The organism is Azospirillum canadense, assembly GCF_025961225.1.
Lineage (GTDB): Bacteria > Pseudomonadota > Alphaproteobacteria > Azospirillales > Azospirillaceae > Azospirillum > Azospirillum canadense.
In genome coordinates this window covers 801,446-822,464 of sequence record NZ_JAOQNG010000007.1, presented here as the reverse complement: position 1 = coordinate 822,464, position 21,019 = coordinate 801,446, and the positions used below count along the sequence as shown (strand labels likewise).

The following is a 21,019-nucleotide window of genomic DNA, read 5'->3' as shown; positions in this document are numbered from 1 at the left end:
GAGTCCCCTCGGGGGTTGGTTCACCTCGGGTCAGCGCCCCTTGAAGACGGGTCGGCGCTTTTCGCGAAAGGCGGCGGCGGCTTCCATCCGGTCCTCGGTGGTCAGCAGCAGCGTGAAAAGGGTCCGTTCCAGCGCGATCCCGGCCTTCAGGTCGAGGTCGGCGCCGGCGGTCACCGCTTCCTTGACGAAGGCGGCGGCGGTCGGCGGCTTGGCGGCGATGGCGTCGGCCAGCGCCAGGGCCTGCTCCGCCAGGGCGTCCCGGTTCGGTGCCAAGCGGGAGACGACGCCGAGCCGAAGCGCCTCCTCCGCGCCGAAGCGCTCTCCGGTCAACATCAGGTCGAGCGCGCGGCCGGCCCCGATCAGCCGGGGCAGGCGCTGGGTCCCGCCGGCGCCGGGGATGAGGCCGAGGTTGATCTCCGGCAGGCCGAACAGCGCGTCGGCCGAGGCGATGCGGATGTCGCAGGCCAGCGCGATCTCGAAGCCGCCGCCCAGGCAGAAGCCGTGCACGGCGGCGATCACCGGCTTGGTCAGCGCCGCCACCGCGTCGACGTAGGCGATCGACCCGTCAACCCGGCGGGCGGCGACGGCGGAGTCGACCGGCCGGAATTCCTTGATGTCGGCGCCGACGCAGAAGCCGCGGTCGCCGGCCGCCCGGATCAGGACGGCGCGGATCTCCGGATCGCTGTCCAGATCGCGGCAGGCCTGGGTCAGGCCGCGGCGCACCGCCATGTTGATGGCGTTCAGCGCCTCGGGCCGGTTGAGCGTGACGATGCCGACTCCGCCGCGCCGTTCGACAAGGACGGCGGTGTCGCCGTGGGACTCTGGGTCGGTGGTCATGGGGATATGTCCCGGAAATCCGTGAGGGGCGGCCGGATGCTGCGTCATCGTCGCTGCCATTGTCGCTCTGGGCCGCTTCTCCGCGGCTGCGACAACACTGCGTAGCGCGGACTGTCCGTACCGCCATCGTTACACTAGCTTGGCCGATCCCTGGGCACAAGCGGTTTTTTCTCCATAGAGAAAACTTTTCTTTCGGCGCAAAACAAATGGAGCGGCTGTGCCTTGCGCGACGGCGATGGCGCGGGTCCCGTCAGCAGGACAGCGCCGTGACCCGTTCGGACTGTCCGTCGTCGCCGGACCGGGTGACCTCGCGCACCGCGGCGTAGGCGTCGTGCACCGCGTCGCCGATGCGGCCGACCTCCCGGCTGTCGCCGATGACGTGGGTCGGCAAGCCGGCTGCCCGTAGCGCGTCGGCGAGGCCGTTGTCCGGCGTCCGGCCAAGCGCCAGAAGCATCTGCCCAGCGGCCCGCCGATGGTCCTTTCCCTCGCGGTCGCGGAGGATGACGTGATCGTGCCCGATGGCGGCGATTTCCACGCCGGTCTCGATGCGGATGCGCGGGTTGCTTTCCAAGCGGCCGACCAGCTGCCGGCGGTAGACGTACTGCGCCCGGCGGGCCAGCCGCCGTTCCGGAGATCGGCTCACCAGCAGCACGTCGCGCCCGCTCTCCGCCACATATTCGGCGCACTCGCACCCGGTTTCGCCGCTGCCGACGATGACCACCGGCCCGTCGCCGAGCGTTGCCGCTCCGGTCAGCACGTCGTGGGCGAAGCCGACCGGAACGGCGCCGGTTTCCGCCGCCGGAAGCCGGCGGTTGGTGGCGCCGGTGGCGATGACGGCGAGCGCCGGCCGCAGGGCGAGGATGTCGGCCACCCCGGCGTCGCTGTTCAGCCGCAAGGCGACGCCGGACCGCTCCAGCTGGCGGACGAGGTAATCGCGGTACCAGAAGAACTTGTCCTTGCCCGGCGGCGTCGCCGAGGCGACCAGACCGAGGCCAAGCCGGTCCGCTTTCTCGAACAGGGTGACGCGGAAGCCGGCGTCCTGCAGCAGCAACGCCGCCACCATGCCGCCCGGGCCGCCGCCCACCACCGCGGCAGCCCGGCCGTCGCCGGTGCGCAGGATCGGTGGTTCCGTTTCCCGCCCGGTGCGCGGATTCTCGGCGCAGCCCAGCCGCTTGTGGGCGAGCAGCTGGTCGACGCACCAGTTGCAGGAGGTGCAGGGCCGGATGTCGGCCACGGCGCCGCGCCGGGCTTTCTCCGGCCATTGCGGGTCGGCCAGCAGGGCGCGTCCGAGCGCCACGAAATCGGCGGAGCCGTCGGCGACGGCCCGCTCCGCCACCTCCGGCTGGCGGATGACGCCGACGGTCAGCACCGGGACGCCGGCCACCGCCCGCAGCCGCTTGGCCAGGGGAATGCGCCAGCCCTGCGGGGCGGACACGGGGTCGACGTTGCGGTCCATCCGCTCGGCCGTGCCGGTCGACACGTGCAGGGCGTCGGCCCCGGCGGCGACCAGCCGCGGCGCCATCTCCACCGCCTCCTCCAGGGTGGTGCCGCCCTCCACGAATTCCTCGGCGGACAGCCGGAAGATCACCGGCGCCTCGCCGGCCCCGCGGCGGACGGCGGACACCACGGCCAGCGGGAAGCGCAGGCGGTTGTCCAGCGATCCTCCGTAGCCATCCGTCCGCCGGTTGGCCGCGCCCGACAGGAAGCCGCCGATCAGGTAGCCGTGGGCGCCGTGGATCTCCACCGCGTCGTAGCCGGCGGCGATGGCGCGGGCCGCGGCCCTGCCGAATTTTTCAACGAGGTCTTCGATCTCCGCCGCGGTGATCTCCCGCGGGTCCTCCCGGTACACGCGGCAGGCGATGGCGGAGGCCGCGACCGGCGCCTGTCCTCCGGTGAAGCGGCGCAGGGTCTGGCGCCCGGCGTGGAACAGCTGGAGGCAGGACCGCGCGCCGTGCGCGGCGATGGAGGTGGTCAGGCGGCGATGGCTCTCGATCAGCGAGTCGTCGTCGATCGCCAGCTGCGGCGACCCGCCGAGGCCGAGCGGGCGGTCCACGCAGGCGTATTCGACGATCACCATCCCGACCCCACCGGCGGCGCGGGCGGCGTAGTAGGCGAGCATGGCGTCCGAGACCGCACCATCCTCGGCGGCCATGTTGGACTCCATCGGCGCCATGACCAGCCGGTTCGGCAGCAGGAGGCCGCGCAGGCGACCGGGCGAGAAGAGGTGGGGGAATGCGGGTTCCATCGTCCTGTCCGATGATGGGGGCCGGTGCTGCGGGACCGGCGGGAAATGGCGACCGGCCGGAGAGCAAACGGGCGTCCGGCGCCAAATACAATCACATATGACTTTTTTTGCCGTCAACGGTCTTGTATGAAGTGTGGTAGGATCCTGCACGTTGCGAACGGACGGCCTCGGCCGCCTGTTCATGCACGGGTCGGTTTCGGCGGGATGGAGACGGTCTGGAATGGTTCGGGTGATCCAGGACGATGCGGCGGACTCCGCCGACGAGGGGCGTCCGGGCAAGCGCAAGCCGCAGCAGGAGCGGAGCAACGCCACGCGCCGCAAGCTGGTGCGCGCCACCATCGACCTGCTGCGGGAGCGCGGCTACGCCAGCGTCACCACGCCGGACATCGCGGACCGCGCCGGCGTGTCGCGGGGGGCGCTGCAGTATCATTTCGTCAGCAAGGAGGAGATCTATTTCGCCGCCATCCAGGAAATCACCGCCTGGATGGACCGGGAAATGAACCTGGCGGACTTCGTCGGTCTGCCCATCGCCGAGCGGGTGGACCGCGTCGTCAAGCAGCACTGGGAGGTGTTCGGCAGCGACGACTATGTGGCGGCCCTGGAAATCCGCCTGTACGAGCGCTTCAGCGACTGGCTGCACCAGAGCATCCGGACCAAGCTGGGCAAGGTGACGGAAACCCGCGACCTGGAATGGGTGCGGCTGTTCGCCGATTCCTCCGCCGACACGGCGACCGTGGTGCGGCTGCGCCGTATGGTGCTCGACACGCTGCGCGGCTTCGCCCTGCGCAAAATCCAGGAGGGGCCGGAGGTGGACTTCGAGCCGCAACTCGCGCTTTTGAAGGGATTCCTGGTCAGCGTGCTTCAGCCGGCCTCGCGCGCCGCCGAGCTTGGACGGTCGTAAAAAATCACAACTGCATGATTCCTGTTGCGGGCACGCCGGGGCTCCTCTACAGTTCGTTTGACTGACAATCGATACGCATGCCGGCGCCGGGCTTTTGCACTTGGCGCCTTATCGGATCGCCGACAGACATCCGCTGCGCTTCGCGCTGTTTCGCGGCACGCCCCGAACCCGATCTACTCGGGCCCGGTTGGGCGAGACGGCGGACGAACGGTCCTTCCGACCCACCCTCATCGCCCCAACCCTCATCGCCATGAGGACATCCCCTTGACCGACATCATCCTTGAGGCGCGGAACCTGACGAAGGAGTTCAAGGGCTTCGTCGCGGTTCGGGATGTGAACCTGCAGGTTCGCCGCGGCACCATCCACGCGCTGATCGGCCCGAACGGAGCGGGCAAGAGCACGGTGTTCAACCTGCTCACCAAGTTCCTCGCTCCCACCCATGGGCAGATCCTCTACGATGGCCGCGACATCACCGCCATGAAGCCGGCGGACGTCGCGTTGATGGGGCTGGTGCGCTCCTTCCAGATCTCGGCGGTGTTCCCGCACCTCAGCGTGCTGGAGAATGTCCGGGTCGCCTTGCAGCGCCCGCTCGGCACCAGCTTCCACTTCTGGAAGTCCGGATCGACGCTCCATGACCTGCACGGCCGAGCGCTGGACCTGATCGAGGCGGTGAACTTGACGCCCTGGGCGCACCACACCGCCGCCGAGCTGCCCTACGGGCGCAAGCGCGCGCTGGAGATCGCCACCACCCTGGCGCTCGACCCGGAGGTGATGCTGCTGGACGAGCCGCTGGCCGGCATGGGGCACGAGGACATCGAGCGCACCGCCGCCCTGATCAAGCGCGTCTCGGCCGACCGCACGGTGCTGATGGTGGAGCACAACCTGTCGGTCGTGGCCCACCTGTCCGACACCATCACCGTGCTCCGCCGCGGCGAGATCCTGGCCGAAGGGCCTTACGAGGTCGTGTCGAAGAACGCCCAGGTGATGGAAGCCTACATGGGAACCGGACATGCCTGACGGCTCGATCACCAAGACCGCGATGCTGGAGGTGGGCGACCTGCACGCCTTCTACGGCGAGAGCCACGTGCTGCACGGCGTGTCGCTGGACGTGCGGCAGGGCGAGGTGGTCACGCTGCTGGGCCGCAACGGTGCCGGCAAGACCACGACCATGCGCTCCATCATGGGCATCGTCGGAAAGCGCCGCGGCTCCATCCGCTTCCAGGGGCAGCAGCTGATCGGCATGGCCCAGCACCGGATCCCGCGCCTCGGCATCGGCTATGTGCCGGAGGAGCGCGGCATCTTCTCCTCCCTCAGTGTCGACGAGAATCTGACGCTGCCGCCGGTGGTCAAGCCGGGCGGCATGACCGTACCGCAGATTTACGAGCTGTTCCCGAATTTGAAAGGCCGCGGCAGCACCCAAGGCACGCGGCTGTCGGGCGGCGAGCAGCAGATGCTGGCCATCGCGCGCATCCTGCGCACCGGCGCCACCCTGATCCTGCTGGACGAGCCGACGGAAGGTCTGGCCCCGGTGATCATCGAGCAGATCGGCGTGGCGGTGCGGGCGCTGAAGGCGCGCGGCTTCACCATCGTCCTGGTGGAGCAGAACTTCCACTTCGCCGCGACCATCGCCGACCGCCACTACGTCATGGAGGAGGGTCGGATCGTCGACATGATCCCCAACGACCAGCTCCACGCCAACATGGACAAACTCCACACCCACCTCGGTGTGTGAGCGGGAGAACGCCTCATGGTCCAACTCCTCGGCATTCCGCCGCAGGCGCTGTTCGGCCAGCTTCTGCTGGGTCTGATCAACGGCTCCTTCTACGCGCTGCTCAGCCTGGGGCTGGCGGTCATCTTCGGCATGCTGAACGTCGTCAACATGGCGCACGGCGCCCTGTACATGGTGGGCGCCTTCCTGGCGTGGCTGCTGATGACCCACGCCGGCATCGGCTATTGGCCGGCGCTGGTGCTGGCGCCGCTGATGGTCGGGGCCATCGGGCTGCTGCTGGAGCGCACCATGCTGCGCCGGCTCTACAAGGTCGACCACCTCTACGGCCTGCTGCTGACCTTCGGGCTGGCGCTGATCTTCGAGGGGATCTTCCGCCACCAGTACGGCGTGTCCGGCCAGCCCTACCCGATCCCCGACCTGCTGAAGGGCGGTTCCAACCTGGGCTTCATGTTCCTGCCGACCTACCGCGGCTGGGTGGTGGCCTTTTCGCTGCTGGTCTGCTTCGGCACCTGGTACGCGATCGAGCGGACGCGGCTGGGGGCCTATCTGCGGGCGGCGACCGAGAATCCGACCCTGGTGCAGGCTTTCGGCATCAACGTGCCGGTGATGGTGTCGCTGACCTATGGCTTCGGCGTCGCGCTGGCCGGCCTCGCCGGGGTGCTGGCCGCGCCGATTTATCAGGTCAACCCGCTGATGGGCTCCAACCTGATCATCGTGGTCTTCGCGGTGGTGGTGATCGGCGGCATGGGCTCGATCCTGGGCGCCATCGTCACCGGCCTCGGGCTGGGGCTGCTGGAGGGGCTGACCAAGGTCTTCTATCCGGAGGCCGCGAACATCGTGGTCTTCGTCATCATGGCGGTGGTGCTGATGATCAAGCCCGCCGGACTCTTCGGACGGGAGCGCTGATCCATGACGTCCCAAATTGGGGCCGAGACTGGGGTTGAGGCCGGGGTGCGGGCGCCCGCCGGAACGGGCGCGCGGACGCCGCTGCTGGTCGGGGCGGGGCTCCTGCTGGCTGTGGCCGCTCCCTTTGCGCTGTATCCGGTGTTCCTGATGAAGGTGCTGTGCTTCGCGCTGTTCGCCTGCGCCTTCAACCTGCTGATCGGCTTCGCCGGCCTGATGAGCTTCGGGCATGCCGCCTTCTTCGGAACCGCGGCCTATGTGGCGGCGCATGCGGCCAAGGCGTGGGCGCTGCCGCCGGAGCTGGCGGTGCTGGCCGCGACCCTGGTGGCGGCGGCGCTCGGGCTCGTCTTCGGCGCCATCGCCATTCGCCGGCAGGGCATCTACTTCGCCATGATCACGCTGGCGCTGTCGCAGATGATCTATTTCCTGGCGTTGCAGCTTCCCTTCACCCACGGCGAGGACGGCATCCAGGCGGTGCCGCGCGGGATGCTGTTCGGCGTGATCGACCTGATGGACCCGCTGGCGATGTACTACAGCGTGCTGGCGGTGTTCCTGGCGGGGTTCGCCCTGGTCTGGCGCGCGGTGAACTCGCCCTTCGGCCAGGTGCTGAAGGCGATCCGCGAGAACGAGCCGCGGGCCATTTCACTGGGCTACCGGACGGAGCGTTACAAGCTGCTGGCCTTCGTGCTGTCGGCGGCGCTCGCCGGGCTGGCGGGGGCGACCAAGGCACTGGTCTTCCAGCTGGCGTCGCTGACCGACGTGACGTGGCAGATGTCGGGCGAGGTCGTGCTGATGACGCTGCTCGGCGGCATGGGCACGCTGTTCGGCCCGGTGGTCGGGGCGGCGCTGGTCGTCACGCTGGAAAGCTACCTCGCGGCCACGAGCCTGCCGGTGCCGGTGGTCATCGGCTGTATCTTCGTGGTCTGCGTCCTCGTCTTCCGCCGGGGCATCGTCGGCGAACTGCTTGCGCGGTGGCCGAAGTGACGATGGCGCCGGAATGGCGCCGGTCTCCCTTTACCCAACTTCTCCACATCCGGGACAGACATCATGAAGGAATGGGCGGTCGTCACCGGCGGCAACCGGAACATCGGCGCGGGCATCGCGCGCCGGCTGACCGAGGATGGCTATCAGGTGATCGTGGCGTCGCGCACGCCGCCGGAGCATGACTTTCACGCCGCCTACGTCCCGCTGGACCTTGCCGATCCCGAGGCGGCCGCGGCGGCCCTGGCGGCGGCGGTCGGCGACCGGCCGGTCACCCGCTTCGTCCACAACGCCGCCATCGCGCCGCTGGCGCCGGGGGCGGAGGTTTCGGCGGCCGAACTCGCCCGCGTCTACGCGGTCAACGTCGGCGCCTTCGTCGCGCTGACGCAGGTGCTGCTGCCCTCCATGCGCCGGCAAGGCGTCGGGCGCATCGTCGTCATCGGCAGCCGCGCGGCGCTGGGCAAAGAGGGGCGGACGGCCTACGCGGCCAGCAAGGCGGCGCTGTCCGGGCTGGTGCGGACCTGGGCCCTGGAGCTTGGCGGCGACGGCATCACGGTCAACGTGGTGGCGCCCGGTCCGGTCCGCACCTCGCTGTTCGACGTGTCGAACCCGCCCGGCCACCCGATGACGGAAAAGCTTCTGCACGGGGTCCCGGTCGGCTTCATCGGCACGCCGGACGATGTCGCGCACGCGGTTTCCTTCTTCGCCAGCGACGCCGCGCGCTTCGTCACCGGGCAGGTGCTGTTCGTCTGCGGCGGCACCTCCATCGCCTTCAAGGACCCGGAAGGCCGCCCGCCGGTGACCCACCGCCACGCCGCCGCCTTTCCGGAGCGACCGGCGTGACGGCGGGCGTTACGGTGGACGGCCTTCCCGGCCGGATGATCGCCATCGCCATTACGGAGCCCGGCGGGCCGGAGGTGCTGCGCGCGGAGACCCGCGCCGTGCCGGTCCCGAAGGAGGGGGAGGTGCTGATCCGCGTCGCCGCCGCCGGGATGAACCGGGGCGATCTGCTGCAGCGGCAGGGGCTCTACCCGCCGCCGCCCGGCGCCTCCGACCTGCCGGGGCTGGAGGTGTCGGGGCTTGTGGCCGCCTGCGGTCCGGGTGTGGCGGGGTTGGCCGTGGGCGACCGCGTCTGCGCCCTGGTCGCCGGGGGTGGCTACGCGGAGTATTGCGCGGCGCCGGCGGCGCAGTGCCTGCCGGTGCCGGACGGCCTGGACCTCGCGACGGCGGCGGCGTTGCCGGAGGCGCTCTGCACCGTCTGGACCAACCTGGTCGAGCGTGGGCGGCTGCGGGCGGGCGACAACGTCCTGATCCATGGCGGGGCCAGCGGCATCGGCACCATCGCCATCCAGGCCGCCCGCTTCCTGAGCGCCGCCCGGGTGTTCGCGACCGCCGGAAGCCCGGACAAGCTGGCCCTGTGCGCCGAACTCGGCGCCGACCGCGCCATCGACCATCGAAACGAGGATTTCGTCGCGATCGTCAAGGACGCCACCGGCGGGCGCGGCGTCGACGTGATCCTCGACATGGTCGGCGGCGACTATCTGGAGCGCAACATCGAGGCGCTGGCGGTCGAGGGGCGCCTTGTCCACATTTCCTTCATCGCCGGCTCGCGCGTCTGCGCGGAGCTTCGCCCGGTGATGACCAAGCGGCTGACCATCACCGGATCGACCCTGCGCGGGCGCAGCCCCGCCGACAAGGCGGCCATCGTCGCCGGCGTACGCGCCGACCTGTGGCCGCGGGTCGCCGACGGTCAACTGCGCGCCGTGCTCGACCGCGGCTTCGCCCTGGCCGATGCCGCCGCCGCCCACCGCTACATGCATGAGGGCCGCCACCGTGGCAAGATCCTGCTGCACACCGGCCGGCGCCCGTCCGACAAGAAACCAGGGGAGGAACCTACGACATGACGAAGCGCGCACCAACCATGGCCGTGGCCGCCGGCTGCCTGCTGCTGGCCTGCGCCGGCGGGACCGCGCGGGCGGCCGGGGACAGCGTGATCATCGGGTTGCTCGACGACCTTTCCGGTCCCACCGCCGACCTGTCGGGCAAGGGCAAGGTGGTGGCCGCGCAGATGGCCATCGACGATTTCGGCGGCAGCGTGCTGGGCAAGCCGGTCAAGCTCCTGGCCTCCGACCACCAGAACAAGCCGGAGATCGCCAGCACCCAGGCGCGGGAATGGTATGACCGCGACGGCGTGGACATGATCACCGGCATGTCGAACTCCGCCGTCGCGCTGGCCGTCCGCGCCATCGCCCGGGAGCGCGGCAAGGTGGACGTCATCGCCGGCGGCACGGCGGACTCCCTGGTCGGCGCCGATTGCTCCCCGACCGGCATCCTGTGGACGGCGACCGCCCGCGCCATCGCCGGCACCACCGCGGCCGTGGTGTCGCAGACCGAGAAATCCTGGTTCATGCTGACCGTCGACTATTCCGGCGGCAAGTCGCTGGAAGCGGCGGCGGTCGAGGTGCTGAAGTCCAAGGGCGCCACGGTCGCCGGCATCGCCCGCCACCCCTTCAACACCGCCGACTTCTCCTCCTTCCTGCTGCAGGCGCAAAGCTCGGGCGCCAAGGTGCTGGCGCTGTCGAACACCGGCAACGACACGCTGACGGCGTTGAAGCAGGCCAACGAGTTCGGCATCCGCGAGAGCGGCATGAGCATCGTCGGGCTCTATTTCGACACCACCCAGATCCGGGCGCTGGAGGACGCCGCGGTGAAGGGGCTGATCTACACCTCCAGCTTCTTCTGGAACCGGGACGCGCAGGCCACGGCCTGGGCCAAGCGCTTCATGGACCAGCGCGGCGCGCTTCCCTCGCAGAGCCAGGCGGCGACCTACTCCAGCGTGCTGCATTACCTGAAGGCGGTGAAGGCGGCGGGCACGACCGATTCGGCCAAGGTCATCGCCGAGATGCGCCGGATTCCGGTCGAGGACCCGGTCACCGGCAAGGGCTGGATCCGCGAGGACGGCCGCGTCATGTACGACATGTACGTGATGAAGGCCAAGCCGCGCGAGGCCATGACCGGGCCGCTCGACGTCGTCGAGCTGGTGAAGACCGTCCCGGCGGACGAGGCCTTCGGCCCGGTCAGCACCGAATGCCACCTGAAGAGCTGACCGAATGCGAAACGCCCTTCTCCGTGGAGAAGGGCGTTTTTTCACCACTCCCATCGGTCAGCCGGCCGACATCCCGCCAGTCGACATTCCAGTGGTCCAGGTGGACAGCGAACCGGTGAAACCGGACAGGGCGCGGCGGTGCAGGAAGTGGCCGTGCTGGACCGGGGCCAGCGCGAAGGCCGGGTCGATTCCCAATTTCTGCGCGGCGTCGATCGGCCAGTTGGGGTTGTGCAGCAATTCGCGGGCGATGGCGACCAGATCGGCCTGGCCGTCGCGCAGGATGTCCTCCGCCTGATCGGCGTGGATGATCAGGCCGACGGCCATGGTCGGCAGGGAGGCTTCGCGGCGCACCCGTTCGGCGAAGCCGACCTGATAGCCGTAGGTCAGGGAAATTCCGGTTTCGATGGGGGACGCGCCGCTGATGCCGCCCGACGAGCAGTCGAAACAGTCCACGCCCAGCGGCTTCAGGATGCGGGCGAGCGTCACGCTGTCCTCGACCGCCCAGCCGCCCTCGTCCATGGCGGAGATGCGCAGGAACAGCGGCTTGTGGTCCGGCCAGGCGGCGCGGACCCGTTCCACCACCTCCACCGCGAAGCGGATGCGGTTTTCGAACGATCCGCCATAGCCGTCCGTCCGCCGGTTGGAGGCTGGGGACAAGAATTCGTGGATCAGGTAACCGTGCGCAGCGTGCAACTCCAGCACCTCGTAGCCGGCTTGGTCGGCGCGGGAGGCGGCGCTGCCCCAGGCCGCGACGCAGCGGTCGATGTCCTCGCGCGTCATTGCGCGCGGCATCGGGTACCCCTCGCCCTGCGGGATGGCGCTGGGCGCCACCACGTCCCAGTCGTCCCAGTCGGCGATCTCCGCGCTGCGCGGCAGGGCGCCGCGGCCGTCCCAGGGAAAGCGCTGGCGCGCCTTGCGCCCCGCGTGCATCAGCTGGATCCCGGGCACGGCGCCGCAGGACTTCAGGAAATCGACGATCCGCCGCAACGGGGCGACGAAGCGGTCGTCCCACAGGCCAAGGTCGCCGACGGTGCCGCAGCCGCGCCGCTCCACCGTCGTGCCCTCCTGGAAGACCAGCCCCGCCCCGCCGGCGGCGAAGCGGCCGAGGTTCATCAGGTGCCAGTCGGTGGGAAAGCCGTCGACCCCGCAATACTGCCACATGGGCGCGGCGACGATGCGGTTCTTCAGCGTGACGCCGCGCAGGGTGATCGGCGTGAAAAGTGCGCTCTCGGTCAAGACGGCGTCCTCCGGCGGGTTGTCGTTCTCATGGAATGGCGGCTTCCCCGGCCGGCTCCCCGGCCGGGTTCATCCAGGCGGTGGCCATGTCGCGCAGGACGTTCTTCTTGACCTTGGCGCCGTTCGGCCCGTCGGTGACCGGCATGCCGTCGATGGCGAAGATCCGCGCCGGCACCTTGTAGACGGCGAGCTGCGCCCGGCAGGCGGCCAGCGCCGCCGCCTCGTCGAGGGTATGGCCGGGCGCCATCACCACGAAGGCGATGGGGCGCACGCCGGCCGGGCAGCTGGCGGCGACGGTCTGGCAGACGGTCACGCCGGGCAGGGCCAGGATGACCTCCTCGATCTCGGTCGGGCTGACCAGGTAGCCGGCGATGCGCAGCACGTCCTTGATGCGCGAGACGAAGATCATCCCGCCGTCGGGCAGCCGGTGGCCGTAGTCGCCGGTCTTGAGGTAGCCGTCGTCGGTGAACGCCTCCGCCGTCGCCTTGGGGTTGTCCAGGTAGCCGATCATGGCGTTGGGGGTCCGCACCTCGACCTCCCCGACCTCGCCGTCGGGCAGCAGCGCGCCGGTTTCCGGGTCGCGCACGCGCAGCGCGCCGTCCGGGCAGACCGGCCGGCCGCCGCCCTGGGAACGGCGCTCCAGCGGGGCGTCGGCCGGCTGGGCGGCGAACAGGGCCAGCGTCTCGGTCATGCCGAAGAAGCCACGCAGCAGCACGCCGTGCGCCTCCGCCTTGGGCGGCAGGATCGTGGTCAGGGCCGGGGTGAAGTTGGCGTGGCCGAACATGCGCAGGGTGGGGAAGGGCTTGCCCTCCGGCACCACCGACAGGATCTTGTCGAGCATGTCGTCGGTGCCGAGCATGTGGGTGATGCCGTGCTCGACCAGCAGCCGGGCGGCTTCCTCCGGCACGAAGGATTCCATCAGCACCAGCGGGCGCTGCGCCCGGATGGTGGTGATCGCCAGCGTGTAGCCGAAGGCGCCGCACATCGGGATGCCGAGCAGGAGGCTGCTCCCCGGCTCGTCCAGGCCGACTGCCACCATGGCGTCGCCGGCGTGGCGCGTGTTGCGCTCCTGCGTGTGCTGGACCAGCTTCGGCGCGCTGGTGGTGCCCGAGGTGGCGAGGATCAGGCTGACGTCCTCCGGCCGGCCGTCGGCCACCTCCGGCAGCGGCTCCGCCGGTTCGGCGATCACGTCGGCGAAGCGGGTCTGGCGCACGCCGTCGAGGATCATTTCCCCTGGGTCGCCCAGCGTGACGACCAGCGCCAGGGCGCGGCGGTCTTCGGGATCGACGCTGCGCAACACCTCGACGCAGGCCCCGTTGCGATATCCGGGGGCAAGGACGACCGCGCGGCAACGCGCGCGGGACAGCAGGAAGCCGACCTCGTGGCTGCCCAGCCGCACGTTCAGCGGCACCAGGGCCACGCCGAGCCGGGAACAGGCGAGGGCGACGGTGACCCATTCCGGGAGATTGGGCAACCACAGTGCCAAGCGGTCGCCGCGCTTCAGGCCGTGATCCTTCAGCCGCGCGGCGAGCCGGGCGGATTCGGCGCGCATCCGGCCATAGGTGACGGGGCCGGCGGCCCCGATGAGCATCGTGGCATTGTCGGGCGCGCCGTTGAACATGTCGAAGAGGCGGGTCGGGGAAGCCGTGCCGCGGTCGGTCATCAGGAGGGCTCCAAATCGGCGAAGGCCGGTCGGTGGGGCAGCGGTCGTGCCGGAGAAAAAGCCGTAGGATCCGCGACGGACCGGCGGCGCGCCGGTGCCGGCCTTGGACGCACGCGCGCCGGCCAGGGTTTGTGAACGGATATAATTCAATCACAACCGAATTGTTTTTCCCTGTCAACGCCCATTTTGGCGGCGCTATTGGGCCGCTATCTCCTTTGGACGGCCGCCATAGACCGAATTGGAGGCGATAAAAATCAATCGCCGATGATTTTTTATGTTCCATGTTTCCCGGCCTTATGATTGACTTGGCCAACAATAAAGGCGCGGACGGCGACGGGTTTCGCCGAGCCGGACGCGAAGCCCGCGCACGCGCCCGACGTTCATGAGAGGACGGTATGACGCAGACCAAGAGCGGCGCGCCCACGGCGATCCTGCCTTCCGCGGATCCGAACTGGCTCGCCCTGCGGGAAGAGGCGATCCTGGAGCCGGATCTGCCGATCATCGATCCCCACCACCATCTGTGGGGCCCGCCGCGCACGCGTTACCTGGCCGAGGAGCTGCAGCGCGACGCGCAGTCCGGCCACAACGTCATCGCCACGATCTTCACCGACTGCACGGAGGGGTACCGCAGCGACGGCCCGGAAAACATGCGGCCGGTCGGCGAGACCGAGTTCGCGACCGCCATCGCCGACCAGTGCGAGGCGGGCGTCTACCAGCCCGCCGGCCTGTGCGCCGGCATCATCAGCTACGCCGACCTGCGCGAGGGCGAAAGCGTGCGCGCGGTGCTGGAGGCCCACATCGCTGCCGGCAAGGGCCGCTTCAAGGGCATCCGGCAGTCGACCTCCTGGGATCCGAACCCGGAGGTCCGTACCACCATGCGCACCCCGCCGGAAAAGCTGCTGCGCGATCCGCAGCTGCGCCGGGGCTTCGCCTGCCTCGCGCCGCTGGGGCTGACCTTCGACGCCTGGGTCTACCATCACCAGCTGTCCGACGTCGCGGATCTGGCGGCGGCCTTCCCGGAAACGGCGATCGTCCTTGACCATGTCGGCGGCCCTATCGGCATCGGCCCCTACGCCGGGCGGCGCGACGAGGTCTTCGCGCAATGGAAGGCCGGCATCCTGGAGATCGCCCGCCATCCGAACGTGACCGTCAAGCTGGGCGGGCTGGCGATGCGGCTCGGCGGCTTCGGCTTCCACGAACGGCCGGTGCCGCCCTCTTCGGAGGAGTTGGCCGCCGCGTGGCGCCCCTACATCGAGACCTGCATCGAGGCGTTCGGCCCCGACCGCGCCATGTTCGAAAGCAACTTCCCGGTGGACCAGCTCTCCTGCAGCTACGCCATCCTGTGGAACGGCTTCAAGCGGCTGGCCGCCGGCTGCTCGAACGATGAGAAGGCCGCCCTGTTCAGCCGCACCGCGGCGCGGGTCTACAGCCTGGAGCACGTCCTGCACTGAGCGCGGCGGCGCCAAACAAAACATTGCCGCCGAAAACATCGCCAAACAAAACATCGACTTCTCGGGAGGAGGAAACCATGCCGTTCGCCAAGAGGCTCCGTGGCGCCGTGTCCCGTCTGGCGGTCGCGGCCGCCTTTTCCGCCGTCGCTTCGGCCACCGTGGTTTCGGCCGCCGGGGCGGAAACCCCGGTGAAGGAGGTGAAGATCGGCGTGCTCACGGACATGAGCAGCATCTACTCCGACCTGGTCGGCCCCGGCTCGGTGGTGGCGGCGCAGATGGCGATCGACGATTTCATCGCGGCGGAGAAGCCGGCCTTCAAGATCAGCCTGCTGTCGGCCGACCACACCAGCAAGGCGGACGTCGCCTCCAGCATCGCGCGGAAATGGATCGACGAGCAGGGGGTGAACGTCCTGACCGACGTGGCGGGTGCTTCCGTCACGCTCGCCGTGTCGAACATCGGGGCGGAGAAGAACCGGCTCGTGCTCGCCACCGCGTCGGGCCAGAACAGCCTGTCCAGCGAGGATTGCAAGCCGACCACCCTGCATTGGAGCTACAACACCCGCGCCGTCGCCGCCACCACCGCCAAGGCGGTGACCATGGATGGGGCCAAGGATTGGTATTTCGTCACCGCCGACTACGCGGGCGGGCGCTCGCTGGAAGAGGACGCGACCAAGGGCATCCTGGCGGCCGGCGGCAAGGTGCTGGGGTCGGTGAAGCACCCGTTCAACAACGCCGACTTCTCCTCCCAGATTCTGATGGGACAAAGCTCCGGCGCCAAGGCGATCGGCTTCGGCAATTCCGGCCCCGACACCATCAACGCGGTCAAGCAGGCCAACGAATACGGCCTGAACGGCAGCGTCGCGCTGACGCCGCTGCTGCCCATGATCACCGACATCGACGCCATGGGCCTGGACATGGCCAAGGGCATGTACGTCACCGAATCCTTCTACTGGGACCTGAACGACCAGACGCGGGCGTGGTCGAAGCGCTTCTTCGACCAGCGCCGGAAGATGCCGACCATGGTGCAGGCCGGGCTCTATTCCGCGGTGAACCATTACCTGAAGGCGGTGAAGGCGGCCGGTACCACCGACACCGCCCCGGTCCTGGCGGCGATGAAGGACATGACAATCAGCGACGCCGTCACCAAGCCGTCGCACCTCAGGGCCGACAACATCGTGCTGCGCGACATGTACCTGTTCAAGGTCAAGACCCCGTCGGACAGCAAGTACCCCTGGGACTACTACACGCTGCTGAAGACCATCCCGGGCGAGGAAGCCTTCGCGCCGCTGTCGGAGAGCAAGTGCCCGCTCGTCAAGAAGTGAGCCGGAAAAACTGAGCCGGTCGGCAGCCCCACCGTCGTGACGGAGTCCTCCATGCCTTCCCTTCACACCGGCGGCACGGCCGGCCGCCTGATCGCGGACGCCGTCGCCCGGTTTGCCGACCGGCCGGCGTTGGCCGACCAGCGGACGCGCTGGACCTACGCGCAGCTTGGCGATTGGATCGGGCGGTTCATCACCCGCTTTCACGCCTTGGGCCTCGGCAAGGGCGACGGCATCGCGATCCTGACCGGCAACCGGGTGGAGCCCTGGGCGGCGATCTGCGCCGCCAACCTGATGGGCATCCGCTACACGCCGCTGCACCCATTGGCCGGCGAGGACGACCATGCTTTCATCCTCGCCGATTGCGAGGCCCGCGCCCTGATCGTCGACGCCGACCGGTTCGGGCCGCGGGCGCTCGCCATCCGCGCCCGGGTGCCGGGGCTGGAGCATCTGCTGGCCATCGGTCCGCTGGACGGGGTGCCCGACCTGCTGGAGGAGCTGCCGAGGCTGGAGCCGTCGCCGCTGGACCCGCAAGCGGAGGCGGAGGACACCTCGCTGCTCTGCTACACCGGCGGCACCACCGGCCGGTCGAAGGGCATCATGCTGCCGCAGCGGGCGCTGGCGGCCATGGCCGCCACCATCGCCGCCGAATGGGAATGGCCGGCCGAGCTGCGCTACGCCGCGGTGACGCCGATCAGCCACGCCGGCGGCATCATGCTCTATCCGATCATGTTGATGGGCGGGTCCGCGCGGCTGCTGCCCGGCTTCGACCGGGAGGGCTTCTGCCGCACGGTGGCGGAGGAGCGCATCACCGCGACCTTCCTGGTGCCGACCATCGTCAACACGCTGCTGGAGGATCCGGCGATGCTGGCGCGGCACGACCTGTCGTCGCTGGCGCTGGTCGTCTATGGCGCGGCGCCGATGTCGCCCGACCTGCTGCGCCGCGCCATCGACGCCTTCGGGCCGGTCTTCCTCCAACTCTACGGCCAGTCGGAGGCGCCGCAATGCGTGACGACGTTGCGCCGGGTCGACCATGACCTGGGGAAACTGGAACGGCTCGGCTCCTGCGGGCGGGCGACGGCGCTCTGTGACGTCCGGCTGTTCGACGCCGACATGCGCGAGGTCGCGGTCGGCGAGCCGGGGGAACTGTGCGTGCGCGGGCCGCTGGTGATGAACGGCTACTGGCGCCAGCCGGACCTGACCGAGCAGGCCTTCCGCGGCGGCTGGCTGCACACCGGCGACGTCGCCCGGCGGGACGCCGAGGGGTTCCTGCACATCGTCGACCGCACCAAGGACATGATCATCTCCGGCGGGTTCAACATCTACCCGCGCGAGGTCGAGGACGCGCTGATGGCCCATCCGGCGGTGTCGCTGGCCGGGGTCATCGGCATCCCCGACACGAAATGGGGCGAGGCGGTGAAGGGCTTCGTCACGCTGCGCCCCGGCGCCACGGTCGGGACGGCGGAGCTTCAGGCCCATGTGAAGGCTCTGCGCGGCGCGCCCTGGTCGCCGAAATCCATCGACATCGTCGCCGACATGCCGCTGACCGGCCTCGGAAAGGTGGACCGCAAGGCGTTGCGCGAACCCTATTGGCGCGACCGGGCGCGCGGGGTGAACTGAGCCATGCTGGACCACGCGGCGATCATGGCGCTGAGGACGCGCGACGAGACGTCCTGGACCGAGCGGGACGTGATGCTCTACGCGCTGGGCGTCGGGATGGGCGCCGACCCGATGGACGAGCGCGAATTGCCCTTCGTGATCGAACGCGGCTTGAAGGCGCTGCCGACCTTTCCGATCGTGCCCAGCTTCGCCGGCGGGCCGCTGCTGCGGATCGGGATCGACCCGCGCTACCAGCTGCACGGCGAACAGGCGATCACCCTGCACAGGCCGATCCCGGTCCGTGGCAGCGGGTTTGTCGAAGGGCGGATGCTGGGGGCCTGGGACAAGGGCGTGGGCAAGGGCGCGGTCTTCACGCAGGAGAAGACCCTCTACCTGACCGGCGACCCGGCGCCGCTGGCGACCATCGTCACCACCGCCTTCGGCCGGGCCGAGGGCGGCTTCGGCGGGCCAGGGAGCGGACAGCCGGCCCCCCACCCAACGCCCGACCGCGCCCCGGACCGCTCGGTCGACGTGGCCACCGCACCGTCGCAAGCGCTGCTCTACCGGCATTCCGGCGACTTCAACCCGCTGCACGCCGATCCCGAAGCGGCGCGCGCCGCTGGGTTCCCACGCCCGATCCTGCACGGCTTGTGCACCTACGCGATCACCGCCCGCGCCGTGCTGGCCGCCTGCTGCGATCATGCGCCGGACCGGATGCGTCACCATCAGGCCCGTTTCTCCGCCCCCGTCTTTCCCGGCGAGACGATCACCGTCGATCTGTGGCTGGACGGCGACGACGTGTCCTTCCAGGCTCGGGTCAAGGCGCGCGACGGCATCGTCGTCGTGCGGAACGGGCTCAGCCGGCTTCGCCCGGGGACCGTTCGATGAAGGCGCTGCACTGCCTGTCCTACGGCGAGCCGCCCGAACTGCGGGTGGCCGAGGTGGCGGAGCCGGTTCCCGGTCCGGGCGAGGCGCTGATCGCCGTCGAGGCGGTCGGACTCGGCGGGTTCGACGCGGTGCTGCTGGGCGGCCGGTACCAGGAACGGCCGGAGCCGCCCTTCGTGCCCGGCCGCGAACTGGCTGGGCGCGTCCTGGCGGTGGGGGAGGGCGGCGATCCGGCGCTGGTCGGCGCGCGGGTCGCGGCGATCTCCTTCACGGGCGCCATGGCCGAGCGGGCGGTGGCGCGCCTCGCCCATTGCATGGCGACGCCGCCGGAAATGGACGCCGCCACGGCGGCCTCCATCCTGAGCGCCTACGCGACCAGCCTCTACGCGCTGGAGACCTGCGGCCGGATGGCGGCGGGCGAGACGGTGCTCGTGCTCGGCGGGGCGGGGACGGTCGGTGCGGCGGCCATCGGCATCGCCAAGGCGCTCGGCGGGCGGGTGGTCGCCGCGGCTTCCTCGGCGGAGAAGCTGGAAGCCTGCCAGGGGCACGGCGCCGACCATGTGGTGGATTACGGGGACCCGGACTGGCGGCGCGTGTTGACCGGGATGGTGGGCGGTGGGGTCGATCTGGTGCTGGATCCGGTGGGCGGGGATCTCTCCGAACCGGCCTTCCGCAGCCTCAGGCCCGGCGGTCGCCATCTGGTCGTCGGCTTCGCCTCGGGGACCATTCCGCGCATCCCGCTCAACCTGCCGCTCCTGAAGCGGGCGAGCATCGTCGGGGTGGACTGGGGCGGCTTCATGCAAAGGGAATCGGAGGCGAACCAAGCGCTGCTGGCACGTCTGCGGGCGCTGTTCGACACGGGCGTGCTGCGGCCGGAGCTGCCGACGGTCCATCCGCTCGGCGCCCTGGGGCGGCTGCTGGAGGATTTCCGCGCGCGGCGCAGCGTGGGCAAGCCGGTGATCCGGCTCGATTTCGACGCATAGGGAAGACGGTATGGGACAGGGCCAGCAGGAGAGTGGAGCGGCGACCGGGCCTCTCGCGGGGATCCGGGTCATCGAGATCGCCGGGATCGGGCCCGGGCCGTTCTGCGCGATGATGCTGTCGGACATGGGGGCGGAGGTCATCCGCATCGACCGCGGCTCCGCCCCCGACTTGGGAGTCGACATCCCGCCCCTGTGCAACGTCACCAACCGCGGCCGGCGTTCGGCGGTGCTGGATTTGAAGAGTCCGGACGGGATCGCCGCGCTCAAGCGGCTGGCGGCGCAGGCCGATGCCTTGATCGAGGGCTTCCGCCCCGGCGTGATGGAGCGGCTCGGCCTCGGCCCAGAGGAACTGCTGGCGGTCAACCCGCGCCTGGTCTATGGGCGGATCACAGGTTGGGGGCAGGACGGGCCGCTCGCCAAGGCCGCCGGCCACGACCTCAACTACATCGCGCTTGGCGGCATGCTGCACGCCATCGGTCCTGCCGACCGGCCGCTGCCGCCGCTGAACCTCATCGGCGACTATGGCGGTGGAGCCCTGTATCTGGCCTTCGGCATGGTCTGCGCGCTTCTCGAACGGAACCGGTCCGGCAAGGGGCAGGTGGTGGACGCGGCGATGGTGGACGGAACGGCGTCGCTGGGGGCGGCGCTCTACGGGCTGCTGCAGGCCGGGCTGTGGCGCGACCAGCGGGCAAGCAACCTGCTCGACGGCGGCGCGCCCTGGTACGGCACCTACGAGACCAAGGACGGCAAGCACATCGCCATCGGCCCGGTGGAGCCGCGCTTCTACGAGACGATGCTGGACCTCCTCGGCCTGGACGACGAAACCCTGCGCGACCGTGGCGAATCCAACTGGGAGCGGCTGCGCGCGGCCTTCACGGAGGTCTTCCGGACGCGGACGCGCGACGAGTGGTGCGCGCGGCTGGAGGGTACGGACGCCTGCTTCGCCCCCGTCCTGTCGATGACGGAGGCGCCGCACCACCCGCACATGGCGGCGCGCGGAGCGTTCGTGGAGGTGGGCGGCGTGGTCCAGCCGGCACCGGCGCCGCGCTTCAGCCGCAGCACCCCGGCGGTCCAGGGACCGCCGCCGATGCCGGGCGAGCACACGCGCGACATCCTGGCCGACTGGGGCTTCTCGCCGGAGGACATCGCCCGCTTGGCGCGTCCGTGACGCCGCGGCGGCC

The 21,019-nt window shown here is 70.0% G+C and carries 18 protein-coding genes; 14 read left to right on the top strand and 4 right to left on the bottom strand.

All coding sequences use genetic code 11. The annotated features are described in order from the left end of the window. Window positions 1–30: 30 nt before the first annotated feature. Both M2351_RS31445 and M2351_RS31440 read right to left on the bottom strand, forming a co-directional pair. Complete coding sequence (locus M2351_RS31445) at window positions 31–837, bottom strand: enoyl-CoA hydratase/isomerase family protein (protein ID WP_319801947.1); 807 nt, start codon at window positions 835–837, stop codon at window positions 31–33. A gap of 250 nt (window positions 838–1,087) precedes the next feature. Next, window positions 1,088–3,082 carry an oxidoreductase gene (locus M2351_RS31440; protein ID WP_264659950.1) on the bottom strand — a complete coding sequence of 665 codons (1,995 nt, stop codon included), beginning with the start codon at window positions 3,080–3,082 and terminating at the stop codon, window positions 1,088–1,090. A gap of 220 nt (window positions 3,083–3,302) precedes the next feature. Here M2351_RS31440 and M2351_RS31435 point away from each other — a divergent pair, with 220 nt between their 5' ends. The 8 genes from M2351_RS31435 to M2351_RS31400 all read left to right on the top strand — a co-directional run bounded on the left by M2351_RS31435 (window position 3,303) and on the right by M2351_RS31400 (window position 10,702). Continuing rightward, on the top strand, window positions 3,303–3,983 hold the full coding sequence (locus M2351_RS31435; protein WP_264659949.1) for a TetR/AcrR family transcriptional regulator: 681 nt from the start codon (window positions 3,303–3,305) through the stop codon (window positions 3,981–3,983). A 264-nt stretch (window positions 3,984–4,247) separates the two neighbouring features. Next, window positions 4,248–5,000, top strand: a complete 753-nt coding sequence (locus tag M2351_RS31430; RefSeq protein WP_264659948.1) for an ABC transporter ATP-binding protein — start codon at window positions 4,248–4,250, stop codon at window positions 4,998–5,000. After that, window positions 4,993–5,715, top strand: a complete 723-nt coding sequence (locus M2351_RS31425; RefSeq protein WP_264659947.1) for an ABC transporter ATP-binding protein — start codon at window positions 4,993–4,995, stop codon at window positions 5,713–5,715. The genes M2351_RS31430 and M2351_RS31425 overlap by 8 nt, the downstream gene beginning before the upstream one ends. 15 nt (window positions 5,716–5,730) lie before the next feature. After that, the gene (locus M2351_RS31420) at window positions 5,731–6,618 is read left to right on the top strand and encodes a branched-chain amino acid ABC transporter permease (RefSeq protein ID WP_264659946.1); all 888 of its coding nucleotides are present in this window, start codon (window positions 5,731–5,733) and stop codon (window positions 6,616–6,618) included. Window positions 6,619–6,621: 3 nt separating this feature from the next. Further along, window positions 6,622–7,599 carry a branched-chain amino acid ABC transporter permease gene (locus M2351_RS31415; RefSeq protein ID WP_264659945.1) on the top strand — a complete coding sequence of 326 codons (978 nt, stop codon included), beginning with the start codon at window positions 6,622–6,624 and terminating at the stop codon, window positions 7,597–7,599. Window positions 7,600–7,662: 63 nt separating this feature from the next. Further along, window positions 7,663–8,439: an SDR family NAD(P)-dependent oxidoreductase gene (locus tag M2351_RS31410; protein WP_264659944.1), complete on the top strand. Its 777-nt coding sequence runs from the start codon at window positions 7,663–7,665 to the stop codon at window positions 8,437–8,439. Between the two features lie 35 nt (window positions 8,440–8,474). Beyond that, a complete protein-coding gene (locus tag M2351_RS31405) occupies window positions 8,475–9,500 on the top strand; it encodes an NAD(P)H-quinone oxidoreductase (RefSeq protein ID WP_264660377.1) in 1,026 nt (341 codons plus the stop codon). Next, window positions 9,497–10,702, top strand: coding sequence for an ABC transporter substrate-binding protein (locus M2351_RS31400; RefSeq protein WP_264659943.1), 1,206 nt, complete (start codon window positions 9,497–9,499; stop codon window positions 10,700–10,702). Before M2351_RS31405 ends, M2351_RS31400 begins: the two co-directional genes overlap by 4 nt. Before the next feature lie 57 nt (window positions 10,703–10,759). Here the strand turns inward: M2351_RS31400 and M2351_RS31395 are convergent, their stop codons facing one another. After that, a complete protein-coding gene (locus M2351_RS31395) occupies window positions 10,760–11,938 on the bottom strand; it encodes an NADH:flavin oxidoreductase/NADH oxidase (RefSeq protein WP_264659942.1) in 1,179 nt (392 codons plus the stop codon). Between the two features lie 28 nt (window positions 11,939–11,966). Beyond that, on the bottom strand, window positions 11,967–13,601 hold the full coding sequence (locus M2351_RS31390; protein WP_264659941.1) for an AMP-binding protein: 1,635 nt from the start codon (window positions 13,599–13,601) through the stop codon (window positions 11,967–11,969). A gap of 395 nt (window positions 13,602–13,996) precedes the next feature. On the opposite strand from M2351_RS31390, the gene M2351_RS31385 reads away from it, so the two are divergent. The 6 genes from M2351_RS31385 to M2351_RS31360 all read left to right on the top strand — a co-directional run bounded on the left by M2351_RS31385 (window position 13,997) and on the right by M2351_RS31360 (window position 21,006). Beyond that, window positions 13,997–15,052 (top strand): amidohydrolase family protein, encoded by a 1,056-nt coding sequence (locus M2351_RS31385; protein ID WP_264659940.1) that lies wholly within the window; start codon window positions 13,997–13,999, stop codon window positions 15,050–15,052. Between the two features lie 77 nt (window positions 15,053–15,129). Then, a complete protein-coding gene (locus M2351_RS31380; protein WP_264659939.1) occupies window positions 15,130–16,374 on the top strand; it encodes an ABC transporter substrate-binding protein in 1,245 nt (414 codons plus the stop codon). Window positions 16,375–16,425: 51 nt separating this feature from the next. Then, a complete protein-coding gene (locus tag M2351_RS31375) occupies window positions 16,426–17,991 on the top strand; it encodes an AMP-binding protein (protein WP_264659938.1) in 1,566 nt (521 codons plus the stop codon). A 3-nt stretch (window positions 17,992–17,994) separates the two neighbouring features. Continuing rightward, complete coding sequence (locus M2351_RS31370; protein ID WP_264659937.1) at window positions 17,995–18,858, top strand: MaoC/PaaZ C-terminal domain-containing protein; 864 nt, start codon at window positions 17,995–17,997, stop codon at window positions 18,856–18,858. Next, window positions 18,855–19,838 (top strand): NADPH:quinone oxidoreductase family protein, encoded by a 984-nt coding sequence (locus M2351_RS31365; RefSeq protein ID WP_264659936.1) that lies wholly within the window; start codon window positions 18,855–18,857, stop codon window positions 19,836–19,838. Before M2351_RS31370 ends, M2351_RS31365 begins: the two co-directional genes overlap by 4 nt. Before the next feature lie 10 nt (window positions 19,839–19,848). Continuing rightward, window positions 19,849–21,006, top strand: coding sequence for a CaiB/BaiF CoA transferase family protein (locus tag M2351_RS31360; protein ID WP_264659935.1), 1,158 nt, complete (start codon window positions 19,849–19,851; stop codon window positions 21,004–21,006). The last annotated feature ends 13 nt before the right edge of the window (window positions 21,007–21,019 follow it).

What these genes read in the sequence shown, in the direction of transcription:
- M2351_RS31445 (WP_319801947.1), bottom strand. Translation starts at nt 837, where the DNA reads ATGACCACCGACCCAGAGTCCCACGGCGACACCGCCGTCCTTGTCGAA.
- M2351_RS31440 (WP_264659950.1), bottom strand. Translation starts at nt 3,082, where the DNA reads ATGGAACCCGCATTCCCCCACCTCTTCTCGCCCGGTCGCCTGCGCGGC.
- M2351_RS31435 (WP_264659949.1), top strand. Translation starts at nt 3,303, where the DNA reads ATGGTTCGGGTGATCCAGGACGATGCGGCGGACTCCGCCGACGAGGGG.
- M2351_RS31425 (WP_264659947.1), top strand. Translation starts at nt 4,993, where the DNA reads ATGCCTGACGGCTCGATCACCAAGACCGCGATGCTGGAGGTGGGCGAC.
- M2351_RS31420 (WP_264659946.1), top strand. Translation starts at nt 5,731, where the DNA reads ATGGTCCAACTCCTCGGCATTCCGCCGCAGGCGCTGTTCGGCCAGCTT.
- M2351_RS31415 (WP_264659945.1), top strand. Translation starts at nt 6,622, where the DNA reads ATGACGTCCCAAATTGGGGCCGAGACTGGGGTTGAGGCCGGGGTGCGG.
- M2351_RS31410 (WP_264659944.1), top strand. Translation starts at nt 7,663, where the DNA reads ATGAAGGAATGGGCGGTCGTCACCGGCGGCAACCGGAACATCGGCGCG.
- M2351_RS31405 (WP_264660377.1), top strand. Translation starts at nt 8,475, where the DNA reads ATGATCGCCATCGCCATTACGGAGCCCGGCGGGCCGGAGGTGCTGCGC.
- M2351_RS31400 (WP_264659943.1), top strand. Translation starts at nt 9,497, where the DNA reads ATGACGAAGCGCGCACCAACCATGGCCGTGGCCGCCGGCTGCCTGCTG.
- M2351_RS31390 (WP_264659941.1), bottom strand. Translation starts at nt 13,601, where the DNA reads ATGACCGACCGCGGCACGGCTTCCCCGACCCGCCTCTTCGACATGTTC.
- M2351_RS31385 (WP_264659940.1), top strand. Translation starts at nt 13,997, where the DNA reads ATGACGCAGACCAAGAGCGGCGCGCCCACGGCGATCCTGCCTTCCGCG.
- M2351_RS31380 (WP_264659939.1), top strand. Translation starts at nt 15,130, where the DNA reads ATGCCGTTCGCCAAGAGGCTCCGTGGCGCCGTGTCCCGTCTGGCGGTC.
- M2351_RS31375 (WP_264659938.1), top strand. Translation starts at nt 16,426, where the DNA reads ATGCCTTCCCTTCACACCGGCGGCACGGCCGGCCGCCTGATCGCGGAC.
- M2351_RS31370 (WP_264659937.1), top strand. Translation starts at nt 17,995, where the DNA reads ATGCTGGACCACGCGGCGATCATGGCGCTGAGGACGCGCGACGAGACG.
- M2351_RS31365 (WP_264659936.1), top strand. Translation starts at nt 18,855, where the DNA reads ATGAAGGCGCTGCACTGCCTGTCCTACGGCGAGCCGCCCGAACTGCGG.
- M2351_RS31360 (WP_264659935.1), top strand. Translation starts at nt 19,849, where the DNA reads ATGGGACAGGGCCAGCAGGAGAGTGGAGCGGCGACCGGGCCTCTCGCG.